Annotated in this window: 21 protein-coding genes; 9 read left to right on the forward strand and 12 right to left on the reverse strand. The window is 68.7% G+C overall.

The window, feature by feature from the left end:
- Positions 1 to 317: 317 nt before the first annotated feature.
- On the reverse strand, positions 318 to 1,553 hold the full coding sequence (locus ABZT02_RS20695; RefSeq protein WP_356019420.1) for an amidohydrolase family protein: 1,236 nt from the start codon (positions 1,551 to 1,553) through the stop codon (positions 318 to 320).
- A gap of 257 nt (positions 1,554 to 1,810) precedes the next feature.
- On the opposite strand from ABZT02_RS20695, the gene ABZT02_RS20700 reads away from it, so the two are divergent.
- From ABZT02_RS20700 to ABZT02_RS20715, 4 genes are all read left to right on the forward strand, one after another.
- Positions 1,811 to 2,149 (forward strand): hypothetical protein, encoded by a 339-nt coding sequence (locus ABZT02_RS20700; RefSeq protein ID WP_356019421.1) that lies wholly within the window; start codon positions 1,811 to 1,813, stop codon positions 2,147 to 2,149.
- 72 nt (positions 2,150 to 2,221) lie between these two features.
- A complete protein-coding gene (locus ABZT02_RS20705; RefSeq protein WP_356019422.1) occupies positions 2,222 to 4,495 on the forward strand; it encodes a DUF6571 family protein in 2,274 nt (757 codons plus the stop codon).
- An 82-nt stretch (positions 4,496 to 4,577) separates the two neighbouring features.
- Entirely contained in the window at positions 4,578 to 5,048 is a 471-nt protein-coding gene (locus ABZT02_RS20710; RefSeq protein WP_356019423.1) for a hypothetical protein, read from the forward strand.
- Complete coding sequence (locus ABZT02_RS20715) at positions 5,042 to 5,611, forward strand: hypothetical protein (RefSeq protein WP_356019424.1); 570 nt, start codon at positions 5,042 to 5,044, stop codon at positions 5,609 to 5,611. Before ABZT02_RS20710 ends, ABZT02_RS20715 begins: the two co-directional genes overlap by 7 nt.
- 128 nt (positions 5,612 to 5,739) lie before the next feature.
- Here the strand turns inward: ABZT02_RS20715 and ABZT02_RS20720 are convergent, their stop codons facing one another.
- The gene (locus tag ABZT02_RS20720) at positions 5,740 to 6,147 is read right to left on the reverse strand and encodes an ATP-binding protein (RefSeq protein WP_356019425.1); all 408 of its coding nucleotides are present in this window, start codon (positions 6,145 to 6,147) and stop codon (positions 5,740 to 5,742) included.
- A gap of 236 nt (positions 6,148 to 6,383) precedes the next feature.
- On the opposite strand from ABZT02_RS20720, the gene ABZT02_RS20725 reads away from it, so the two are divergent.
- Together ABZT02_RS20725 and ABZT02_RS20730 are read left to right on the forward strand one after the other, a co-directional pair.
- Complete coding sequence (locus ABZT02_RS20725; RefSeq protein WP_356019426.1) at positions 6,384 to 7,226, forward strand: helix-turn-helix transcriptional regulator; 843 nt, start codon at positions 6,384 to 6,386, stop codon at positions 7,224 to 7,226.
- An 8-nt stretch (positions 7,227 to 7,234) separates the two neighbouring features.
- The gene (locus ABZT02_RS20730) at positions 7,235 to 7,459 is read left to right on the forward strand and encodes a DUF397 domain-containing protein (protein ID WP_356019427.1); all 225 of its coding nucleotides are present in this window, start codon (positions 7,235 to 7,237) and stop codon (positions 7,457 to 7,459) included.
- Positions 7,460 to 7,687: 228 nt separating this feature from the next.
- Here ABZT02_RS20730 and mycP read toward each other — a convergent pair whose 3' ends face one another.
- From mycP to ABZT02_RS20755, 5 genes are all read right to left on the reverse strand, one after another.
- Positions 7,688 to 9,034: a type VII secretion-associated serine protease mycosin gene (mycP, locus tag ABZT02_RS20735; protein ID WP_356019428.1), complete on the reverse strand. Its 1,347-nt coding sequence runs from the start codon at positions 9,032 to 9,034 to the stop codon at positions 7,688 to 7,690.
- Between the two features lie 86 nt (positions 9,035 to 9,120).
- Positions 9,121 to 10,449 carry a hypothetical protein gene (locus ABZT02_RS20740; protein ID WP_356019429.1) on the reverse strand — a complete coding sequence of 443 codons (1,329 nt, stop codon included), beginning with the start codon at positions 10,447 to 10,449 and terminating at the stop codon, positions 9,121 to 9,123.
- Positions 10,450 to 10,592: 143 nt separating this feature from the next.
- Entirely contained in the window at positions 10,593 to 10,907 is a 315-nt protein-coding gene (locus ABZT02_RS20745) for a hypothetical protein (RefSeq protein ID WP_356019430.1), read from the reverse strand.
- A gap of 171 nt (positions 10,908 to 11,078) precedes the next feature.
- Entirely contained in the window at positions 11,079 to 11,873 is a 795-nt protein-coding gene (locus ABZT02_RS20750; RefSeq protein ID WP_356019431.1) for a TIGR03943 family protein, read from the reverse strand.
- Positions 11,870 to 12,892 (reverse strand): permease, encoded by a 1,023-nt coding sequence (locus ABZT02_RS20755; RefSeq protein WP_356019651.1) that lies wholly within the window; start codon positions 12,890 to 12,892, stop codon positions 11,870 to 11,872. Before ABZT02_RS20755 ends, ABZT02_RS20750 begins: the two co-directional genes overlap by 4 nt.
- A gap of 219 nt (positions 12,893 to 13,111) precedes the next feature.
- Here ABZT02_RS20755 and ABZT02_RS20760 point away from each other — a divergent pair, with 219 nt between their 5' ends.
- Entirely contained in the window at positions 13,112 to 14,980 is a 1,869-nt protein-coding gene (locus ABZT02_RS20760; protein ID WP_356019652.1) for an NAD-binding protein, read from the forward strand.
- A gap of 153 nt (positions 14,981 to 15,133) precedes the next feature.
- Here the strand turns inward: ABZT02_RS20760 and ABZT02_RS20765 are convergent, their stop codons facing one another.
- Positions 15,134 to 16,948: a prolyl oligopeptidase family serine peptidase gene (locus ABZT02_RS20765; RefSeq protein ID WP_356019432.1), complete on the reverse strand. Its 1,815-nt coding sequence runs from the start codon at positions 16,946 to 16,948 to the stop codon at positions 15,134 to 15,136.
- 150 nt (positions 16,949 to 17,098) lie between these two features.
- On the opposite strand from ABZT02_RS20765, the gene ABZT02_RS20770 reads away from it, so the two are divergent.
- Together ABZT02_RS20770 and ABZT02_RS20775 are read left to right on the forward strand one after the other, a co-directional pair.
- Entirely contained in the window at positions 17,099 to 17,473 is a 375-nt protein-coding gene (locus ABZT02_RS20770) for a nuclear transport factor 2 family protein (protein WP_356019433.1), read from the forward strand.
- Between the two features lie 43 nt (positions 17,474 to 17,516).
- Positions 17,517 to 18,326 carry an SURF1 family protein gene (locus tag ABZT02_RS20775; RefSeq protein WP_356019434.1) on the forward strand — a complete coding sequence of 270 codons (810 nt, stop codon included), beginning with the start codon at positions 17,517 to 17,519 and terminating at the stop codon, positions 18,324 to 18,326.
- 18 nt (positions 18,327 to 18,344) lie between these two features.
- Here ABZT02_RS20775 and ABZT02_RS20780 read toward each other — a convergent pair whose 3' ends face one another.
- The 4 genes from ABZT02_RS20780 to ABZT02_RS20795 all read right to left on the reverse strand — a co-directional run bounded on the left by ABZT02_RS20780 (position 18,345) and on the right by ABZT02_RS20795 (position 22,844).
- Positions 18,345 to 19,376, reverse strand: a complete 1,032-nt coding sequence (locus tag ABZT02_RS20780; protein ID WP_356019435.1) for a hypothetical protein — start codon at positions 19,374 to 19,376, stop codon at positions 18,345 to 18,347.
- A 110-nt stretch (positions 19,377 to 19,486) separates the two neighbouring features.
- Positions 19,487 to 20,143 carry a SigE family RNA polymerase sigma factor gene (locus ABZT02_RS20785; protein ID WP_356019436.1) on the reverse strand — a complete coding sequence of 219 codons (657 nt, stop codon included), beginning with the start codon at positions 20,141 to 20,143 and terminating at the stop codon, positions 19,487 to 19,489.
- 374 nt (positions 20,144 to 20,517) lie between these two features.
- Positions 20,518 to 21,570 (reverse strand): aspartate-semialdehyde dehydrogenase, encoded by a 1,053-nt coding sequence (locus tag ABZT02_RS20790; RefSeq protein ID WP_356019437.1) that lies wholly within the window; start codon positions 21,568 to 21,570, stop codon positions 20,518 to 20,520.
- Complete coding sequence (locus ABZT02_RS20795) at positions 21,567 to 22,844, reverse strand: aspartate kinase (protein ID WP_355749197.1); 1,278 nt, start codon at positions 22,842 to 22,844, stop codon at positions 21,567 to 21,569. Before ABZT02_RS20795 ends, ABZT02_RS20790 begins: the two co-directional genes overlap by 4 nt.
- Positions 22,845 to 23,017: the final 173 nt, after the last annotated feature.

The raw sequence follows: 23,017 nt of genomic DNA on the forward strand, positions 1-23,017 counted from the left end.
CCGAGCAGGTTGCTCCCGCTGTTCCTGCGGCCTTGTTAGTCTTGGCCACAGCCCGACCGCTGGTGCATCCCCCGTCGCCAGCGGTCGGGTCTTTTCATGCCTGGTCACGTTGTGATCAGGCATTGCACATAACGATCAACACGGCCGTCCACGCCCCGTCCGCCTGTCTCCTGCCGGATGCCTTGACCGGGCAGGCGGCGCAGGTGGCCCGGTATTGCGGGCGGTCCGAGGAACGGTGACGCAGGCGCGAGCGCGAGCGCCGGCCGCCCTCGACCGGAGCCGCTGACCGGGCTGACGGGGCTAACGGGGCTGACGGGCTACCGGTCGAAGCCGAGCTCCAGCATCCGGATCGCGTTGCCCCGCAGCAGCTTGTAGGTCACGTCCTCGGACAGCCCGGCCACGTGCTCCCACGCGACCTTCTTGGTGTGCGGCCAGGTCGAGTCGACGTGCGGATAGTCGGTCTCGAAGGTCGCGTTGTCCACGCCGACGGTCTCGATGGCCTCGATACCGTGCTTGTCGCGGAAGAAGCAGCAAAAGATCTGCCGGTAGTAGTACGTCGACGGCGGCTCCGGGATCAGGTCCTTGACCCCGCCCCAGGCCCGGTGCTCCTCCCAGACGTCGTCGGCGCGCTCCAGTGCGTACGGGATCCAGCCCATCTGGCCCTCGCTGTACGCCAGTTTGAGCCGCGGGAACTTCACCAGCACCCCGGAGAACAGGAAGTCCATCATCGACGCCATGGCGTTGTTGAAGGACAGCGAGGCCTGGACGGCGGGCGGGGCGTCGGGGGACGCGGCCGGCATCTGCGAACTGCTGCCGATGTGCATGTTGACGACCGTCCCGGTCTCCTCGCACGCGGCGAAGAACGGATCCCAGTAGCCGGAGTGGATCGACGGCAGCCCGAGGTGGGTCGGGATCTCGCTGAAGGTGACGGCCCTGACGCCCCGTTCGGCGTTGCGCCGGATCTCCTGCACCGCCAGCTCGACGTCCCACAGCGGGATGAGACACAGCGGGATCAGCCGGCCCCCGCTGTCCCCGCACCACTCCTCGACCATCCAGTCGTTGTAGGCGCGCACGCAGGCGAGCCCGACCTCCTTGTCCTTGGCCTCGGAGAAGGTCTGCCCGCAGAACCGCGGGAAGGTGGGAAAGCACAGGGAGGCCTCGACATGGTTCATCTCCATGTCCTCGATGCGGGCCTTGGGGTCCCAGCAGCCCCGCCGCATCTGCTCGCGGGTGATCCCGTCGAGGGTCATCTCGTCCCGCGAGAAGCCGACGGCCGCGATGATCCGCTTGTACGGGAAGAGGTCGCCCTCGTACTCCCACCAGTCCGTGAGCTGGCCCTCCGGATCGGTGGTGAACCGGTACTTGCCGCCGACGTACGCGAGGTCCCCGATGCCGGCGGTGAGCGGTTTCGGCCCCCTGTCCCGGTACTTGGCCGGGAGCCAGGTCTCGAAGAGGTGCGCGGGCTCGATCACGTGATCGTCCACGCTGATGACTTTGGGGATGTCCCTGCTGCCCGGTCCCGGTCCGGTTCCGCTCTCGGTGGTGACGGCCATTGCCTGCCCCCTAGCCGGTATCTGATGGATCGTCAGATTGCAGGCTAGGGGGAGGGGGTTGAGACGGCAAGAGAGACGCCTCTTCGGCGGTGTCGGCGATACATCAGTGGGCCCGACACGCCGCGTCGATGGCGGCGAACGCTTGGGACGGTGAGGTATCGCGGTGATATTTTCGCTTGCTCATCGTTGCTCTATTCGCATCACATACAGAGGGCTTCCGCGCCTCGGGAGGCGGAGGCGGACATGAGGAGTGGGGCATGTCAGGCGGGACGGACCTTGACGATCCGGCGGCGTTGAACCGCGCGGGCAGTGGCGCGCACGAGTTGGCGGGCCGTACGCGTACCGCCGGGGCCCACCCGGTCGACGAGACCCGTTCGGCGTCCCGGGACTTCGGCAGCGGCAACTGGGACGGCGGGCTGGGCGGAGCGCTCGGCGGCCTCGCACAGACCTGGTCGAGTCAGGTCTCGTCGCTGGCGGAAAAATGTGACGGCCTTTCCCGGCAGTGCGGCGGCTCGGGCCTGCTGTACCGGAACACCGAGACGACGAACACGCAGACCATGCGGTCACTGTCCGGCCGGCCGTCGCCCTTCGGGTAGACCGGGCCGGCCACGACCGCGGACAGCGCCGTCCGACGAGACACGCGAGACACGGGGGGACCCACCGCAGCCATGCCGACGTACGAGCAGCTCTACCACCTCAACCTCAGCAACCTCAAAGCCGCCGCCGACCGCTGGGAGGAGACCGCGACCAAGTTCAAGCAGCTGCACACCGGGTTCGGTGACGAGGTCGCCCGGCCCTTCAAGCAGGCGGGCTGGCGGCAGCCGGTACTGACCGCGGCCAAGGCGGACAGCGACGTACGCGCCGCCCACCAGGAGTTCTCCGACGCCCACGCGGAGGCGACCGGCATCGCCGGTGTCCTCAGCACCCTGCACACCGCGCTGCAGAAGGCCAAGAACGACCTCCACCACCTCGCCGACGTCGAGGCCAAGAAGCAGGACCTGCACGTCAGCGCGACCGGGATCGTCACCCCGCGCAACGACCTCTCCCACGGCGCCGCCCGCCACGACCCCGACGGCCAGGCCCTCATCCGCGAGCAGCAGCAGGCCTGCGACGCACTGGTCCGCCGTATCGAAGCCGTCCTGCAGCAGGCCGCCGACGCCGACGAGAGCGCCTGCTGGGCGCTGCGCCGCGATCTGGGCGGCCGCTCGGACGACTTCAACGCCAAGGTCGTCACCTCCCTCGACGCCGCCGACGCCACCCACGCGGCCGAGCTGATGAAGAAGGGCGACAAGCTCACCGACACCGAACTGACCGAGCTGAACCACCTGATGAAGTCCAACCGGGGCGACGCGGAGTTCTCCACCGACTTCTACCAGCAACTCGGCCAGAAGGGCAGCCTCCAGCTCTACGGCCAGCTCGCCCTGCAGACCTCCGACGCGAGCGACGAACGCAAGGCGCTGCTACGGGAGATGCAGCGCAACATGGGCAACACGCTGGCCACCGCGACCGACCCGGACAAGAAGCCACACCTGTCCGAGCAGTGGACCGCGGAGTTCCGCCGGCTCGGCACACAGCACGTCAAGCTGTACCCCGACAGCATGAACGAGGGCCCCTACGGCTACCAACTCCTCGGCGGCATCCTCCGCTACGGCGACTACGACTCCAGCTTCCTGACCCCCATCGCGGAACACGTCACCCAACTCCACGCCAAGGACCCGTACTTCTTCGCCGGCACCAAGGCCGACTTCGGCGACTCCATGTACGGCTTCAACCCCTCGGGCAAGAACGGCGCGGGCTACGACCCGATGAACAGCGTCCTGGAGGCACTGGGGCACAGTCCGCAGGCCGCCACGGACTACTTCTCCCCGCCCTGGCAGGAGTACGCCGAGGACGGCACTCCCAAGGGCGGCGAGCGGCAGGCAATCGAGGTCGGCGGCGCCAACAGCTACCTGGACTACCTGGTCAACAAGGACTACGAGTCGTTCCCGGACATCACGGGGCACGATCCGGACGCCGCGGGAAAGTCGACGAAGGACTTCCCGGACGCGCTGGGGCATGCGCTGGAGGCAGCCACGACCGGCCGCCCGTGGGACGGCGACCACAACGCCGACTCTGTTTCACACACCGCCGACCAGGCCAGTCTGGCCCGTCAGATCGTGGACAAGTTCGGCGGCGACGGAGGCTCTGAACTCCTCAACGGTAAAGACGGCGCGCCCTATGAGGCCACCCGCGACAGCCTCGGCAACATCGCCGCCGAGTACATGGGCGATGTTCAGCGGGCCGTCTCCACCCAGGAGAGTTTGCCGGTCTTCGGCTCCGCTGCAGAACTCAATCCCGCGCACACTGAGGCGTTTCTGTCCCAAGTCGGTCAGGATCCCGATGCATACGCGGCGATCACCGCATCACAGCAGGCGTACACCACGGCTGAGGTCGACCGGGCCATGAACGCCGACACCGACTCCACCGTGTCCGCCGAGGCTCGGGCGTCCAACGCTGTCCGTCCCGGCGCTACCGTCGCCGGCATCATGAGTGAAGCCCGCGCGGATGCGATCTTCGAAACCCATCGAGCCAAGGACGCGGATTTCAACGAATCGGCTGAGACAGCCAGCAAGTGGGTCGGCCGGGGTCTGGGCTTGGCCACAGGTGCCATCAAGGTGCCCGTCGTCGGCGACGTTGCAGGCTGGGCGATCGAGGACATTCAGTCGAGCGTGATGGACAGCATCCAACGGGACACGACCACTCAGGCTCAGGACGAAACAAGCCGGGATTACACCAACGGTAGTCAACAGGCGCAGAGGTCGGCGCAGGCCGCTGTCGAGCAGGCAGCACAGCGTGGCAGCTACAACGCCGACACCGTGCGCGACATCAAGAACGAGGTAGCAGGGGAGGCCTTCCAGAGCCATGCCGCCGGAGCCAAGTGGGAGGATGCGCGCCATGGATGACTGTCGGCGGATTCCGAAACGGCCAGTCTGGGCGCTCCTAGGCGTGTTGGCACTTCTGCCCGGATGCTCAACCGAGCAGCAGGTGGAATACACACTGCCGGAAAGTCTCTGCGGAGTATCGGTCAGCCGGGACGTGATTGAACCACTCTTCCCCGCTGGGAAAGAACTCACACAGACCGGCGCGCCCCTTGCGGACGGCCAGGACCAGTCCGCCTGTTCCTATCTGGTAGACGGAAATACCGCGCTCAGTTTCTCGGACCAGCGCTACCAGAAGAAGCTGACGGCCCAGGAAGTCCTCATGAAATCCGTCCCCGACAGCCAGCACAACGAGGTTACGGTCGCCTCTTCCGGCCGCATCGCTACGTACAGGGGACATGCGGTAGGCGTGGCGGAGTGCTCGGGGCTTCCGTCGGATGTTGACGGCGAGGAAGCCCACAGCTACGCGATAACGGCGAGCATCGGAAATCCTAAGAACTGGCAGGAAGCGCAGACCAAACTCACTCACTTTATGAAGAAGTTTCTTCCCGCAGCCGCAAAAGCTGACGGATGTTGAACATCCCCCTGCGTCGACTCGGCTGCGTAGTGCTGTCACTCTCCACACTTTTACTTACAGCCTGCTCTGGTGAGAAGAAACCCGAAGTCGAATACGCCTTGCCTGCCACTTTGTGCGGAGCGCACCTCGGGAAGGGAGTCATCAAGCCCTTCTTCCCACCCGGCGGCAACCTGACGAAAACGGGCAACGCCCTCGACAACGGCAAATATGCCTCTGGGTGCGACTACGCAGTCGACGGCACCAAGACGCTCCTGGTGAGTAACTTCTTCCACGAGGACACACCGACTGCCCGCCATATAGCACAGGGGAGGGCCACCCAGTACGGGCGCGGAGATACGAAGGTCACAGTCGCCGCCTCGGGCGATGTCGCCGTGTACTCCCGCGGTGCTGTGGCGACGGAAGCGTGTCCCGGCCACCCGTCGGACACGGACGGTCTGCCACGGAAGAGCTTCTCTGTGGAGGTCGTTGCGTACTACCCCAAGGACCTGTCCTCGGAAGAAAAGTCGCTCACGCAATTGCTGAAAGAGATCGTCCCTGTCGTGGCGAAAGCCAACGGCTGCTAAGGCAAGGATCGACGGGTAGCTTCAGGTACTCCTCCCACCGCGCCTGCCGATGGTTCGTCAGACCCATTCCAGTCACCCGGCTTGTCGAACCACCGACTTCTGAGACAGGAGATCCTCGACCAAGCCCGTCAGGCCGCGGCCAGCTCACACCATACGAACTTCCCTCGGTTGCCGTCTCTCGACAAGGGCTGCCATCCCCACAGGTCGGCGCAGGCCCGGACCATCGCGAGCCCCCTACCCGCCTCCAGTTCGGTGATCGTCTCCAACTCCCTTGGAGGTGCCGGCGGTTCCGGGTCGGCATCCCATGCCCCGATCCGCAGAGCCCCCGCCGACCAGCGCACCCTGAGGGCAGCGGGCCCCTTCGTGTGACGTACCGCATTGGTGACCAGCTCCGCCGCGAGCAGCTCCGCGACGTCGACGAGGTGGATCAGGCCGTGCATCGTGAGGATCAGACGGAGGGTGCGGCGGCTGATGGTGACGGCTCGGAGGTCGTTCGGGACGTACAGCGTGTACTCCCAGGAGTCGTTTTCAGGCATGCGTCAGCTTCCGTTCGGTGATCGGGGTTTCGGAATCAGCGAATGACGGGCGGTGGCAGTGCCGCAGCCGTCATGGCAGGACGGGGCGGTGCGCTTCCGGGGCTCCCGAGAATTCCGCAGCGTATGCGTCGCGTCACTGACGGTAGGTCTATATCTACATGTCTCGCAAGTCGGTCACGTAATCTGACCCCCGAACGAGTCGCGCACACAGGCGCGTTGGGAGCAGGGAGCAGTCAATGGCCTTGAGGCGCGAGCCGACAGCACGTCAGATGCGTTTGGCGGTTGAGCTGCGCAGACTGCGAGAGGCCGCAGGCCTGAACGCCCGCCAGGCGGCGGCTCTGCTCGGTGTGAGCCCTGCGCAGATCACTCACATCGAGTCAGCCCTCGCGGGAGTGAGCGAGAAACGACTTCGCAGCCTTGCCTCTCACTACGTCTGTACGGACGCGGAGTTCGTCGATGCCCTGGTCTCCATGGCGACTGACCGGACACGTGGCTGGTGGACCGATTACCGGGGTGTGCTGCCCGCGCCCTTTCTCGACCTCGCCGAGTTGGAGCACCACGCCTCGTACCTGAGGGAGGTGCAGTTCCTGTTCATCCCTGGCCCGCTCCAGACGGAGGACTACGCCCGCGCAATCTTCGCGTACCGGGTGCCTGAGCTGCCCCAGGAGGAGCTTGAGTTGCGTGTTCGCCACCGGATGCAGCGCAAGGTGATCCTTGAAAGCACTCCGTACGAAGCGGTCATCCACGAGGCGGCCCTACGCATCAACGTCAGCGATCGCGCCGCCGCACGAGCGCAACTCGCGCATCTTGTCGAACTCTCCGAAGCCGACAACACCACCGTACGGATCATCCCCTTCGCACTGGACGGTTTCGCCGGCGCCGCGAGCGCCATGGTGTACGCGGGAGGCGCCGTACAGAAGCTGGACACCGTCGTACGCGACGCACCGCACGGCACAGCCCTCATCGATTCCGAAGCGCAACTCGGCGCTTTTCGAACGCTCTTCCGTAAGGTGGAAGGCGCGTCACTCGACCCCAAGGGTTCGCGTGACCTCATCCACGGACTGACGAAAGAGCTGTGAGGCGCTTCATGAGCACCCCCGACAATTGGCGGAAGTCGTCCTACTCGGGTCCAGGTGACGGCAACTCCTGCGTGGAAGTCGCGAACGACCTAACACAGGTGGCGATACGCGACTCGAAGACACCGACCAGGGCAACCCTCAACTTCCCGACCGGAGTCTTCGCCACCTTCGTAGGCAGCCTCAAGACGCGCGCCCACCCCACCGCCATAGGCTCCTCCAGAGTCCGGGACTGATCACCCCACTCCTCCAGGCTCAGGCAGTCGACCCGCACGGACGCGCCTGCATCCTTGCCATCGATCAGCGTCGGCCGATCTCACCTTTGATCCTGACTTCCTGGCCATCCTGTGCGACGGGCAGGCCACCGGCATCAAGGTCTGACTGGGCAATCCATCGGGAACGCCGAGCGGGCGCGATGCCTGGTCGCATCACGCCCGCTGGTGGTCAGGGCTCTATCCGGGTGGCTACTGCTGGGGCGGCCACTGACCCTGGGGTGGAGTGGGCTGCTGGTACGGATTTTGCTGCGGCGATACAGGCTGCTGTTGGTACGGGTACTGCTGCGGAGGCACCGGCTGCTGGCCGTACTGGGGATAGCCCGCCGGGCCACCCGGCCCACCGCTGTTGTTCTTGTCGCGCCGGGACCGCTTGACGATCAGGAACACGACGAGGGCGAGCACGGCCAGGGCGACGACACCGGCGATGACGAGGAAGAGCGTCTGCTTCTGATCTGCCTGTTCGGCCTCTGCGGCGTAGTCGGCGTCGGACTTGCTACCGGCGCTCGGAGCGGCGGAGGGGCTCGCGGACGTAGACGCAGCCGTCGGGGCCTTGAGGGGGCCGTACTTCGAGCCTGCGGGGATGTCTTCCGTCAGTGCGGCGAGGGGGCGGATTTCTCCGTAGCCGTACTTCTCGTCGGGGAGGGAAAGGCCCTTGGCGGAATCGGGGAGGACGGCCGTCTTGGTGAGACGGTTCGCGATCTGACCTGCCGTGAGGTCCGGGAACTTTGAGCGGAGCAAAGCGGCGGCTGCAGAAACAAACGCAGTGGAATCTGAAGTGCCATCGGCGATACGGAGTTTGTTTCCGGGCCACGATGCACTCACAATGCGTGTCGCGGGCGCGGTCAGTAGAACTTCGGGACCATAATTCGAACCTTCCCAGAATGTTCCATCCTGCGTCACTCCCCCAACGGCCAGAACGCCTGGATACTTTGCCGGGTAGAGAATTTCCGGAGATTTATTCTGGTTTCCGGCACCAGCCACGATCAGTGCATCATGTTCTGCTGCGTACGCGACTGCCTCACGGTCCGCGACATTATCCGCAGTGACGTATGACGAGATATTGATGACTGAAGCACCGTGATCCACCGCGTAACGAATCTCATCGGCGAGACTGCCGTCACTCGCAATATTGTCCCGAATCGGGAGAATATTGGATCCTGGTGCCAGCCCCATCACGCCGTCAGCTGCACCCGGACCATGCCCGTGGCCAGCGATGATCGAGGCAATCCCTGTCCCGTGCGTCGGATCCTCATCTGACGCTGCCGGAGAAGCGTCTTCGTCGCCATCAACGAAATCTTTTCCCTGAAGAACGCTGCCCTTGAGGTCGACATGTTCTGCATTCACGCCGGTGTCAATGACGGCAACGGTGACCCCCTTGCCCGTAGAGAACTTCCACACAGAGTCGGCCTGCAGCACGTCCAAGGCCCACTGAGCGCTTCTAGTCTGGTCGGCGGAAGCGGCGGGCGCCGCCGCCAGGATCAGCGCGCCCGTCAGTGCCGTGGCGCCCAGCACACGCACCGTTCGTGTGAAGGCCATTCCGTCTCCCTCTCCTATCGCAAACGTGGGCGCGACCCGAAGGCCACGCCCACGCATCCTGTCATGTGCCGGTAAGCGCCTAGCGGCTACTCGATGACCCGAGGCGCCGTGTTGGTCTGCGGAGTCCAGGTCTCCTCGTCCTCGACCAGGTAGTCGGGGCGCTCGCCCTCGCGCTGCTCCTCGTCCTTGCGGCGACCGGTGCGAGAGCCCGGAGCGCCTGCGACACCGCCCTTGCGGACCGCGCTGGCTCCTCCCCCTCCCGCAGCACCGCGGCTGCTGTGCAGGCCCGAACCACCTGTCGTGCCCCGGCCCGCGCCTGCACCCGCACCCGCACCCGCCCTGGGTGTGCCACCGACCACACCGCCACTGCGGCCGGCCGCGCCTCCGGCACGCGCCGCACCGCCCCTGGCAGCAGCACCCGCACCGGCAGCGCCACCAATGCCCCCGGCACGCCCAGCCATGCCGCGCGCGGCACCGGCGGCACCAGCCGCCCCGCCTACCGCGCCACCGACGAAACCGGCACCGCCACCGATACCCCCGCCGACAGCGGATCCGCCGCCGACCGGGCCGACACCGCCCACCCCAGGCGCGCCCGTGCGGCCACCGGAGATGCCGTCAATCGCCGTGCCGACCTGGGGCTGTGACACGGTCGGCTTGTGCGCGCCACCCGTGACGCCCGACGGCGGTGCAACGGGCTTCGACGAGCTGATCGGGCCGACCTGAGCGCCGCGGACAGTACCCGGCGTTGCGGCCTTCGGGCTTCGAGGAGCAAGCTCCGCCGGGATCACCACGGGAGCGGGCGCAACGCCGCCAGGATCACCTGGGAAGTCCTCGTGGTCGTCAATGTGGGTACCTGGAGGCAGCACCGGCGCCTTCTGCTTCCAAGACCCAATCTCCGCAGCCCGACTGTTATAAGCCGCCCCCAAGACCTCCATCTTCGCAGCCATCCGAAGCTGCGCCTCGCGCCCCTCCGACAGGCTGGTCCCGTAGCTGTCGAGGGCCTCCTGCGAACTCGCCCCGCCTTTGATGGCGTCGTCCGCGGCCTTGCCGCCGCTGCGGTCGCCGCCGTTGACGATGAAGTCCGCCGCGCTGGAGACCTTGCCCGGCTTCTCCATCGCCAGGACCTCTGGCTTGACCTTCTCGAGAATCACGGCGGCGCCCGTGAGGGACTGCGAGACGTTGTGGGCGTACTTGGAGCTGTCGGTGAGTTTCGTGCCGATGATCCGCGCCTGTTCCTGGAACAGGTCCGCGCTCTGGCCCTCCCAGTGGGCCATCACATGCTCCACGGCGGTCTCCAGGATCTCCTTCACGCCGCCGGGCCCCACCAGATCCTTCTCGAGCCGGGCCCAGCCCGCCGCGACCGACCTCACGGTTCCCGGGTTCGCGTCCCGGACCATCTCCTTCATCTGGTCCATGTCGGAGTCGACTCCGAACGGCGTCGTGTGCTTCGCCGCGAAGCACTGGTTCGCCGGGACGTACTCGAAGTTGTCGATACCCTTATCGGCCACAGCCACCGTCCCCCATCCTCATGTGACTCTCCGCGCAGCAGAACACCGGCTCACTTCCTGTTGAACGCGGCGAGATTCTCCGCCTCGGCGTCGGCGTACGCGTCATGCGTCTTCTTCGTCTTCTGGCCGAAGGAGTCCAGCACCCGTTCCAGGTGCGCGACGATCTCGTAGAGGCGTTCCTTCATCTGCTCATGGGCCTTGTACAGAGCTTCGGCCTCACCGAAGTTCTTGCCCAGCGCCCCGGCAGGCAGGTACGTCGAGTTCTTCGCGTTCGCGCCCGACGTGCCCATGTCCTTGATGGCACGGTTCAGCTTCCTGATCGTGCCCTCGATCTCGCTCAGATCGACCTTGTACTGCTCCGCCATACCCAACTCCCCGTTGGCTCCCCGTTGTTACCCATCTTCGCTCACGCCCTGCACGCGCCGCCAGTCGCTCAGGACCCGTCCGTCAGCCGGGCAGGGAGTTCAGGCCATACCAAGTGATCATGTCAGCCCTCGGCCACGGCAGGGTCACGGGGGGACAGGGCATCGACAAGCTCAGTTGTTCCAGGTCTCGTCGTAAGGGTCGCGTGGCGTCGGAACCGGCTTGGCGTCGGTGATGTCGAGGTACGGGATGGGGCCGCCGTTCACCGCGTCCTTGGTGCGCTTGGGTGTGTACGTGCCGGTGACCTGGAGCCAGCCGTCCGGTTTGAGGACCGGCGGGATCTGCCCGGTGAGGCCCACCTTGACCGGCTGGGCGTCCGCCGCGCAGCAGTTGAGGGCCATGCGGACCAGGTAGGGCGCGCCGGAGTGGTCCAGGGCGACGAACCCGGTGATGGTGATCTGCCGTCCGGCCAGGCCCCGGCCCTGCTCGTAGACGGCGCGGCCCGCATAGTCGGCGAGACCGAGCCGCAGGGGCCCGCTCTTCGGGAGCTGCGCGTAGCCGTACGACTGCTGCAGGGCCGTGCCCGTACGCATCGCGCTGTAGGAGCCGAGGGCGGGTGGGGCGACGAGGATCAGGGCGAAGAGGGGCAGGACGAGGAGCCAGGAGACGCGGGGTTCGCGGTGGGCGTGCTCCTGCCCCTGCCGCTGTCCATGCCCTTGGCCATGGTCCTGTCCATCCCCATGCCCATGCCCATGCTCCTGGCCATGGTCCTGCCCCTGCTCCCTGGGCTTGGCCCGCCACTCGTACCAGGCCGTCGCCAGCGCCGTCGCGATGAGGACGACCCCGGCCGCCAGGACCAGCGGGCGCAGGCCCGCCTTGACGTAGCGGAGGTAGAGGTCGGTCAGGCCCGCGTGCAGGAGGGCCGCGCCGAGGACGAACAGGACCGCCGACTGTGCCTGCCGGTTCACAGCATCACCCACCCGGTGAGGACCGAGCCCACGATCGCCAGGGCGAGAGTGGCGGGCGCGAAGCGCAGCGCGAAGGCACGGCCGAAGGTGCCCGTCTGCATCGCGAACAGCTTGAGGTCGATCATCGGACCGACCACCAGGAAGGTCAGCCGCGCGGTCAGCGAGAACTGGGTGAGCGAGGCGGCCACGAACGCGTCCGCCTCCGAGCAGATCGACAGCACCACGGCGAGGGCGGCCAGGGCCAGCACGGCGATCACCGGGTTCTCCGCCGCCGTACGCAACCACGTCTGCGGGACGACGGCCTTCAGGGTCGCCGCCGCCATCGCGCCCACCACCAGGAAACCGCCCGCGTGCGTCACGTCGTGCCTGACCGAACCCCAGAAGGCGGCACCCTTGCCCTGACCCTCGTACGTGTGCCGGGCCGGCTCCTTCAGCAGGTCGGTGCGGCCGAGCCGCAGCCACAGCCAGCCCATCGCGCATGCCACGAGCAGGCTCGCGACGAGCCGGGCCACGACCATCCCGGGATCGCGCGGGAAGGCCACGGCGGTCGCCGTCAGCACGATCGGGTTGATCGCCGGGGCCGAGAGCAGGAAGGCGAGGGCCGCGGCCGGGGTGACACCGCGCCGGACCAGCGCGCCCGCCACCGGCACGGACGCGCACTCGCAGCCCGGCAGCACCACGCCCGCCGCCCCCGCCACCGGCACCGCGAGAACGGGGTTCTTCGGCAGGGCGCGGGCGAAGAACGACGCCGGCACGAACACCGCGATCGCCGCCGACAGCAGCACCCCGAGCACCAGGAAGGGCAGCGCCTGGACGAGCACGGCGACGAACACCGTCATCCAGCTCTGCATGACCGGCGCGCCCAGCGCCCCGCGGATCGGCCCCTGGCACAGCACCACCAGCAGCATCAACAGGGTCAGCACAAGGGGGGAGTTGAGGCGCCGTGCCTCCGCGTCCGGTGCCAGGCGCCGGTCCTCGCCGGTGTCCCGCGTGGGCGGAGGTGCTTTGGTGACGGCCACGGCCGGGATCCCTCCGGTGGTGAGGTGCTGGTTTCCCTGTCTGTGCATACGACAGCGAAGGTCCGATTGCTCAGCGTGCGCGGCGGTTTGGGGAATTCTTGGTACAGGGGCTCATCGGCTGTCGGACGTGGCGGCATCCGCTCCGGTGAGGCAGTCTTCTCCCTCGTGGGGAGCGTTCCGAACCAGAGTCCAGGGCTGCCGGGCGATGCGGCCGCGCACATGGTGGTGTGCGGGGACGGCGGGCTCGCGCACCGGCTGGCGGCCGAGCTCAGAGGGGTCTACGGCGAACAGGTCACCCTCGTCGTCCCGGCCTCCGAACGGTCCGTGCGGCCACCGGTGGTGGTACGGGCCCGGTCCGCCTCCGCGCTGCTCGACCGAATGGTCACCGCGGCCGCCGGCCTGACCGGCAACAACAACGGCACTGGCAACGGCGCTGGCAACGGCAACGGCGCTGTCGTCGCCGCCGGTGAATCCCCGGGCGGCATACGGCTGATGGAGGCCGCCGAGCCGAACGAGGCGGCGCTCGCCGCGGCGGGCGTGGAACGCGCGGACGCGCTCGCGCTCGTGTACGACGACGACGAGACCAACATCCGCGCCGCCCTCACCGCCCGCCGCCTCAACCCCCGGCTGCGGCTCGTCCTGCGGCTCTACAACCGGCGCCTGGGCCAGCACATCGAGGAACTCTTGGACCAGGCCGCCGTGCTGGCCTCCGGTGGACCGGCCGACGGGACCGGCTTCGACGCCTCCACGACCGTGCTCTCCGACGCCGACACGGCCGCGCCCGCACTGGCCGCCACCGCCCTCACCGGCACCAGCAAGGTCCTCCAGACCGGCGGCCTGCTGCTGCGGGCGGTCGAACGGCCCCCGGCCGGGTCCGGTGTGAGCGCCGATCCGGGTCTTGCCACACTCGCCCTGCTCTCGCCGACCGACAGCCACGGGCCCGCCGGCGACCAGGGCCCGGCGCTGCTGCCGGACGCGGCAGCACTACGGGACGGCGGCGGGCGCGCGACCGTCGTGCTGGAGCAGGTGTCGTACGCCGGGCCCTCGCTGCCCGACGGGCGGGGTGTGATGCCGTGGTTCGCCTCGCTGTTCTCGCGGCGGCTGCGGTGGTCGCTGGCCGGGATGGTGGGGTGCGTGGTCGCGCTCGCCGTCGCGCTGTGGCTGGTGACGGGGATCCATCCGCTGCGCGCCTTCTATCTGACGCTGCTCGACCTGTTCGCGATCGACGACCCCGCGCTCGGCCAGTCCGTCGGGCGGCAGATCCTCCAACTCCTCTCCGGGTTCGCCGGGCTGCTGCTGCTTCCGGTGCTTCTCGCGGCGGTCCTGGAGGCGCTCGGCACCTTCCGCACCACGTCGTCGCTGCGCAAACCGCCCCGGGGCCTGAGCGGCCATGTCGTGCTGCTCGGGCTCGGCAAGATCGGCACCCGGGTGCTGACGCGGCTGCGAGAGCTGAACATCCCGGTGGTCTGCGTCGAGTCCGACCCCGAGGCCCGCGGACTGGCCACGGCGCGACGGCTGCGGGTGCCCGTGGTGCTCGGGGACGTCACCCAGGAGGGGGTCCTGGAGGCCGCCAAGATCCACCGCGCGCACGCGCTGCTCGCGGTGACCAGCGCGGACACGACGAACCTGGAGGCCGTGCTGTACGCGCGGGCCGTGCGGCCCGACCTGCGGGTGGTGCTGCGGCTGTACGACGACGACTTCGCGACGGCGGTGTACCGGACCCTGCGAGCCGCGCATCCCCATGCCTCCACCCGCAGCCGGAGCGTCTCCCATCTGGCGGCTCCCGCCTTCGCCGGGGCGATGATGGGGCGGCAGATCCTGGGGGCGTTCCCGGTCGAGCGGCGGGTGCTGCTGTTCGCGGCGCTGGAGGTGGGCGGGCATCCGCAGCTGGAGGGGAAAACGGTCGGCGAGGCGTTCCGGGCGGGGTCCTGGCGGGTGCTGGCCCGGGAGGAGTCGGGGGACGCTCCGGGCCTGGCGTGGGATCTGCCGGACACGTATGTGCTTCAGGCCTCGGACCGGGTGGTGCTGGCGGCGACTCGGCGGGGGCTGGCGGAGTTGCTGGGGCGCAGGGGGCGGGCGGGGACATAGCCGTACGCGTACGTCGTGCCAGGTCGGTCCTTGTGCGGCTGCGGGCGAGTGAAGGCTGGTCGGTCCTTGTGCGGCTGCGGGCGAGTGGGGGCTGGTCGCGCAGTTCCCCGCGCCCCTGAAAGACATGGCCCGCAGCCGACAATGCTCCCCCGTTTACCCCAAATGCCTCTCCGCGAAGTCCAGTTCCAGCTTGACCTGCTTGATCCGCTCGTCCACCACCAGCGAGCCGTGCCCCGCGTCGTAGCGGTACACCTCGTGCACCGCACCCCTCGACTCCAGCCGCTTCACGTAGTTGTCGACCTGCCGGATCGGGCACCGGGGGTCGTTGACACCCGCCGAGATGTACACCGGAGCCTTCACCTGGTCCACGTACGTCAACGGCGACGACGCCTCGAAGCGCTCCGGCACCTCCTCGGGGGTACCGCCCAGCAGCGTCCGGTCCATCGCCTTCAGCGCTTCCATCTCGTCGTGGAACGCCGTGACGTAGTCCGCGACCGGCACCGCCGCGATGCCCAGCGCCCACGCGTCCGGCTGGGTGCCCAGACCGAGCAGGGTGAGGTAACCGCCCCACGAACCCCCCGTGAGGATCAGCCGCTCGGGGTCGGCGAGGCCGGACGTGATCGCCCACTCCCGCACCGCCGCGATGTCCTCCAGCTCGATCAGACCCACCCGGTGCTTCAGCGCGTCGGTCCACTCACGTCCGTACCCCGTGGAACCGCGGTAGTTGACCCGGACGACCGCGTACCCGTGGTCCACCCACGCCGCCGGACCCGCCGCGAACGAGTCGCTGTCGTGCCAGGTCGGACCGCCGTGGATGTCGAAGACCGTCGGCAGCGGCCCCGTGGCCCCCGCCGGCTTCTGGACCAGGGCGTGGATCCGGCCGCCCGGACCCTCCACCCACACGTCCTCCACCGGCACCGAACCCGGAGACCTCAGACCCGGCGGGTCCAGCACCACCTCGCCCGTCGTCGAGCGCACCGCCGACGGCTCGGCGGCCGAGGACCACAGGTACTCCACGCTGCCGTCGGGGCGGGCCGTCGCCCCGGACACCGAGCCGGGCGGGGTCGGGACCTTCTCCAGCTTGCCGCTCTCCAGGTCGTACCTGAAGAGCTCGCTGCGCGCCTCGAAGCTGTGCACGATGAGCAGACCGGTGCCGTCCGGGTACCACTCGGCGCCCACGTCACCGGGCAGGTCGAGGGCGAGGTCGGTCTCCTCGCCGGTGGCCACGTCCCACACCAGCGGCTCCCAACGGCCGCGCCGCTGATGGCCGATGAGCAGCCGGGTGTCGCCGACGACGGGGGCGAAGCCCAGGACCTCCAGGCCCAGTTCCTCGGTGCCGCCCTCGGTGTCGTCGAGCTCGGCGACCGCCCTGCCGTCGGGGCGCACCACACGCAGCGCCGAGTGCATCGCGTCGCCGTGCTCGGTGTGCTCGATCGCGATCAGCGAGCCGTCGTGGGAGAGGTCGCCGACGCCCGCCGATTCGCGGTGCCGGTAGATCTCCACCGGGTCCTCGCCGTCGCGCACGAGGTGGATGGAGGTGCCCTCGTCGTCGGTCGAGCGGCCCACGACCGCGGTCCGGCCGTCCCGGCCCAGGGCCAGGCCTGCCGGGTAGGAGGCCTCCAGGCCCGGCGCGGCGAGTTCGTCCGCGCCGCCCTCGAAGGGCTGGCGGCGCCAGACGCCGAACTCGTCGCCGTCCTTGTCGTCGAACCACCAGATCCACGCGCCGTCCGGGGAGAGCACGCCGTCCGTGGTGCCGTTGGGCCGGTCGGTGACCTGACGCTGGATGCCGGTGACTCTGTCCCAGGCGTACAGCTCGTACGTCCCCGTCGCGTTGGACACGAACAAGGAGCGGTCGGGGGCGTCCTCCGCCCAGTCCGGCAGCGACACCCGGGGCGCGCGGAAGCGCTTCTCCCAGTCCGGCATCTCGTTGTTCCGCCCGGCCGCGGCGGACCCGTTGCTCTCAGTCATGACCCCATACTGCCTGCCCTCACAGACAATCCGCAGACGAGGTCCCCAGCCTGTGGAAAACTTCTACCAGCCGCTTACCCGAACCCCTTCCGAGCTGGTCGAAAAGGCCGTCCGGACCCGTTGTCAGTGGCGGGGTGCACACTCGTCCCCATGACCGATCTACGCAAGACCGTGGAGCGTTTCTGGGCCCTCGCCGAGGCCCGCGACTGGACCGCGTTCGCGGACACCCTGGCCGAGGACGTCGTCTACACCCTGCCGCAGACCCGCGAGCGCATCAGCGGACGGGAGCGGTACGTCGAGTTCAACCGCGAGTACCCGGGCGACTGGCACCTGCGGATCGAGCGGATCGTCGCCGAGCCGGGCCAGGTCGTCACCTGGGCCCACGTCACGGTGGGTCTGGAGGAGATGTACGCCATCTCGTTCTTCACCGGCGACGACAGCGGCCGGATATCGACCGTCACGGACTTCTGGCCGGAGCCGTACGAGCCCCCGGCGGGCCGGGACCACCTCACCGAGCGGTACTGACCCCGCGCCCCGGCGGCCCGGAGCGGCCCCGTACCGTGGGAGTGTGTACCGGTTTCTGCTGACGCCCCGCTGGTTCGGCATCAACGTCTTCGTGCTGCTCGCCATCCCGTTCTGTGTCTTCATGGGGTCGTGGCAGCTGAGCCGGTTCGAGGACCGGATGGCGGAGAGCCGGGACGCGAAGCAGTCGGTCGTCACCGACGAGCGGGAGGCCGCGCGGCCGCTGGCCGAGCTGCTGCCGGTGGACAAGGCGACCTCGGGCAAGCAGGTCACCGCGACCGGCCGGTACGACAAGCAGCTGCTCGTCCCCGACCGGCAACTCGACGACCGCGACGGCTACTACGTTCTGACGCTGCTGCGCACCGACGGCGGCAAGGCGCTGCCCGTGGTCCGGGGCTGGCTGCCGGGCACCCCCGACCCGGCGAAGGTCCCGGCCGCGCCGAACGGCGAGGTCACCGTCACCGGCGCGCTGCAGGCCTCGGAGACCCCGGGGGACAACGGCGTCAGTGCGCAGGGCGGGCTTCCGGCCGGGCAGACCGCGGCGATCAGCGCGGCCTCGCTGATCAACATCGTGCCGTACGACGTGTACGACGCGTGGGTGACCCTCAACACCGGTGACTCCGGGATGAAGGCGGTACCGGCGACCGCGCCGGCCGACAGCGGACTGGGCCTGAAGGCGTTCCAGAACCTCGGCTACACCGGCGAGTGGTTCGTCTTCGCCGGGTTCGTGGTCTTCATGTGGTTCCGTCTGGTGCGCCGCGAGGTGGAGTTCATCCGGGACGCGGAGCTGGGGATCGTCCCGGACGACGAGCAGCGGGAGCGGGACCGGCAGCCGCAGGAGAAGGCGACCGCCTGAACCCCCTCCGGCGGTCCGTCACGACGACGTGAGCACGCCCGTCCAGTACACGACCCCCGCGCACGCGTTGGACACCGTCGTGGACACCGAGGATCCGCCGCCCTCCGTCGTGTTCGTCACCAGGACGCTGCCGTCGGCCGTGCCGCCGTCGGTGAGGAGCTGGGTGGAGGTGCCGGTGTCGCCGCCGGTGGAGGAGCCCTCGCCGGCGGAGGCGTCCGGGGAGGTCGTGGGGTCGGGGCTGGGGTCGGTCGAGGGTTCCGTGGTGGTGGGACAGGTCTCGGACGGCACCCAGGCGAACTTCACGTCGTAGGAGGAGCCCGGCTGGAGCAGCAGCTGGGGGACCTCCTGGGACGGGTCGGGCAGCCCCGCCGAGGCCGCGTCCCCGGACACGTGCCGGACCGCGCTGATCTTGCCGCTGTCCGCGGCGCCCTGCGCGCTCGGCGTCACGGTGCCGGGCCCGGTGACCGTGCAGGCGGCGGTGGAGCCGTTGGTGATGTGGAACGTCCCGTAGACCGTCCCGGAGGCGTCGGGCACCGCGGTGCTCGCCGTGGGGGTGCCGAGCTGTGCGGCCGTGCAGACCGGGGTGCCGGCGGAGGTGGTGGCGGACGGGTCGGTGCCGCTGCTCGCGCCGGTGCTCGCGCCCGTGTTCTTGCCCTTGTCGTCGCCCTTCGACTCGCCCTTGCCCTTGTCCTCGGTCTTGCCCGGGGAGCCGCCGGCGGTGGACTCGCCGCCGTCCTCCTGCTTGCCCTGGCCCGCGCCGCCCTGGACCTGGGAGGTGTGCCCGGCGTTGGAGGTGTTGGCACTGGTGCCGGTGGAGGAGACGTGGACGACCGCGGGGATCGCGGTGCCGAAGAAGAGGGCCGCGGCCGCCATGCCGACGACGGCCTGCCGCTTGCGCGCCCGCCGGGCGGGGACCGCCTTGCGCAGATGGTCCAGGGTGCCGTCGCGCGGTTCCATCTCCTGGACCGCCTGGTGCAGCATCCGTCGCAGTGCCAGCTCGTCCGAGTCGAACTCCCCCGTGGAGCTCAGATCGTCGGGGCCGTGGTTCACAGTTCCGTTCCCAGCGTGCGATTGCTTCGGCTCTTGCGTGCCGACCCAGGTCGGCTCGTGCCATTCGTAAGGCTCGTGGGAGGGACGGCGTCCCTCGGAGTCGTCGCCGCTCACACCGGCTCCTCCATCGCGACCCGCAGCGCGGCGATCCCGCGGGAGCCGTACGCCTTCACGGAGCCCAGCGAGATGCCGAGCGTGTCGGCGACCTGGGCCTCGGTCATGTCCGAGAAGTAGCGCAGGACCAGGACCTCGCGCTGGCGGCGCTGCAGGCCCTTCATGGCCTTGATGAGGGAGTCGCGCTCCAGCAGGTCGTAGGCCCCCTCCTCGGCGCTCGCCATGTCGGGCATCGGCTTGGACAGCAGCTTGAGTCCGAGGATGCGCCGGCGCAGGGCCGAGCGGGAGAGGTTGACGACGGTCTGGCGCAGGTACGCGAGGGTCTTCTCCGGGTCGCGGACGCGTTTGCGTGCCGAGTGGACGCGGATGAAGGCCTCCTGGACGACGTCCTCGCAGGAGGCGGTGTCGTCGAGCAGGAGGGCGGCGAGACCGAGCAGGGAGCGGTAGTGCGCGCGATAGGTCTCGGTGAGGTGATCGACGGTGGTACCGGCTGCCGTCACGTCCTCGGCGCCGTCACGCTGACTGGGTATGCGGGCGGGCCGCGCTGCGGGCATGGGGGCGATCACCGGCATGCCACCGGGCGCCCCGGGCCTGCGGGGCCGGAGGACAGCCGCGCCGCTCGGCGCGGCAGGGAAGTCGAGTACCTGAGCCACGACAGTTGGACACGCTCACCCCGGTGAGGGTTGTACGCGGCCGTCCATCTTCTCTCAGGCAGCACAACTGACCGTGCGTCGAACGCGCTCATGCCCTACCCGCTCTTCCCCTGTGTCCAATGACCGAGGCGTCCCCACGCCTCGCAAGCATCCCCGCACCCTCTGAAAGGGCGTTCGCAAAGACGCTCCCCGCCCTTCGCACGGTTGCGGAGAGCGGGGAGGAAAATCTTCGGACGCCCGGGAGCCGGGATCAAGTGGTACGGACCATTAGTCGCACCACATGTCGCACACAGATCTTACAAAGCGTTCAGGTCACGGCCAGGACTTTTCCGGTGGGCACAACTGCGTACGACAGATCCGTCACGGGACGGACGTCACACGAACTCGGCCGCCACGAGCTCCGCGATCTGCGCGGTGTTGAGCGCGGCACCCTTGCGCAAATTGTCTCCGCACACGAAGAGTTCGAGCGCGGTCGGGTCGTCGAGGGCCCGCCGGACCCGTCCCACCCAGGTGGGATCGGTGCCGACGACATCGGCGGGGGTGGGGAACTCCCCGGCCGCCGGATCGTCGAAGAGGACGACCCCGGGAGCGGTGGCGATGATCTCGCGCGCCTTGCGGACGGTGACCTCGCCCTCGAAGCGGGCGTGGACGGTGAGGGAGTGCACGGTGACCACCGGGACCCGCACACAGGTCACGGCGACCGGCAGCGCGGGCAGACCGAGGATCTTGCGGGACTCGTCCCGCACCTTCATCTCCTCCGAGGACCACCCGTCCTCACGCAGGGAACCGGCCCACGGTACGACGTTCAGCGCGACCGGCTCCGGGAACGGCCCGGTGTTGTCGCCGACGGCCCGCCGTACGTCACCGGGGTGCGTGCCCAGCTCGGTGCCCGCGACCAGGGCCAGCTGCTGGCGCAGGGTCTCGACGCCTGCCCGCCCTGCGCCGCTCACCGCCTGGTACGAGGACACCACCAGCTCGCGCAGCCCGAACTCGGCGTGCAGCGCGCCGAGGGCCACGATCATGGAGAGGGTCGTGCAGTTGGGGTTGGCGATGATCCCGCGCGGTCGCTTCCGGGCCGCGTGCGCGTTGACCTCGGGCACGACGAGGGGCACGTCCGGGTCCATCCGGAAGGCGCCGGAGTTGTCCACGACGACGGCACCGCGTGCGGCGGCGACCGGCGCCCACTGCGCGGCCACCTCGTCCGGTACGTCGAACATGGCGACGTCGACCCCGTCGAAGGCCTCCTCCGACAGGGCCACCACCTCGACCTGCTCCCCGCGCACGGCCAGCTTGCGGCCGGCCGAGCGCGGGGAGGCGATCAGTCGGATCTCGCCCCAGATGTCCGCGTGCTGGGACAGGATCTGGAGCATGACCGTGCCGACGGCCCCGGTCGCCCCCACGACCGCGAGCGTCGGACGTACGGTCATCGGCCGGTGCCCCCGTAGACCACGGCCTCGTCACTGTCGGAGTCGAGCCCGAAGGCGCTGTGCACGGCGCGGACCGCCTCGGTCACGTCGTCGGCGCGCGTGACGACCGAGATGCGGATCTCGGAGGTCGAGATCAGCTCGATGTTCACCCCGGCGTCGGACAGGGCGGTGAAGAAGTCGGCCGTGACACCCGGGTTGGTCTTCATGCCCGCGCCCACGAGCGAGATCTTGCCGATCTGGTCGTCGTAGCGCAGCGAGTCGAAGCCGATGCCGGACTTGTTCTTCTCCAGGGCGTCGATGGCCTTGCGGCCCTCGGCCTTGGGGAGCGTGAAGGAGATGTCCGTCAGCCCGGTGGAGGCGGCGGAGACGTTCTGCACGATCATGTCGATGTTGATCTCGGCGTCCGCGATCGTGCGGAAGATCACCGCGGCCTCACCCGGCTTGTCCGGCACGCCGACGACCGTGATCTTGGCCTCGGAGGTGTCGTGCGCGACACCGGAGATGATGGCCTGCTCCACCTTCTTGTCCCCTTGCTCGATCGGCTCACTGCTGACCCACGTGCCCTGGAGTCCACTGAAGGACGAGCGGACGTGGATCGGGATGTTGTAGCGACGGGCGTACTCCACACAGCGGTGGAGCAGCACCTTCGAGCCGGAGGCGGCGAGCTCCAGCATGTCCTCGAAGGAGATCCAGTCGATCTTCTTCGCCTTCTTCACCACCCGCGGGTCGGCGGTGAACACGCCGTCGACGTCGGTGTAGATCTCGCACACCTCGGCGTCGAGCGCCGCGGCGAGCGCGACGGCCGTGGTGTCGGAACCACCGCGGCCGAGCGTGGTGATGTCCTTCTTGTCCTGGCTGACGCCCTGGAACCCGGCGACGATGGCGATGTTGCCCTCGTCGAGAGCCGTACGGATACGGCCCGGCGTGACGTCGATGATCCGGGCTTTGTTGTGGACCGAGTCGGTGATGACGCCGGCCTGGCTGCCGGTGAAGGACTGGGCCTCGTGACCCAGGTTTTTGATCGCCATGGCCAGCAGCGCCATGGAGATCCGCTCTCCGGCGGTCAGCAGCATGTCGAACTCACGCCCGGCAGGCATGGGAGATACCTGCTCGGCGAGATCGATCAGCTCGTCCGTCGTGTCGCCCATCGCGGAAACGACGACGACGACCTGGTGGCCGTTCTTCTTCGCTTCGACGATTCGCTTGGCGACGCGCTTGATGCCCTCGGCATCGGCTACGGAGGAGCCTCCGTACTTCTGCACGACAAGGCCCACGTGCGCTCCTCGCTCAGTCCGTGTGTGTCGGCTCAGTTTAACGAGCGCCCGAATTTCACCTCCGCGGTATCGCATCGTGAGATTCGGACGCCCAGGTCAGCGCATGCCCATCCGCGGACCTCGGGAAAAGTGCACCGCGTCACATGGACCAGTGGGGCCGCTGTGACAACTGT

The organism is Streptomyces sp. NPDC005402 (genome assembly GCF_040606575.1).
Classification (GTDB): domain Bacteria; phylum Actinomycetota; class Actinomycetes; order Streptomycetales; family Streptomycetaceae; genus Streptomyces.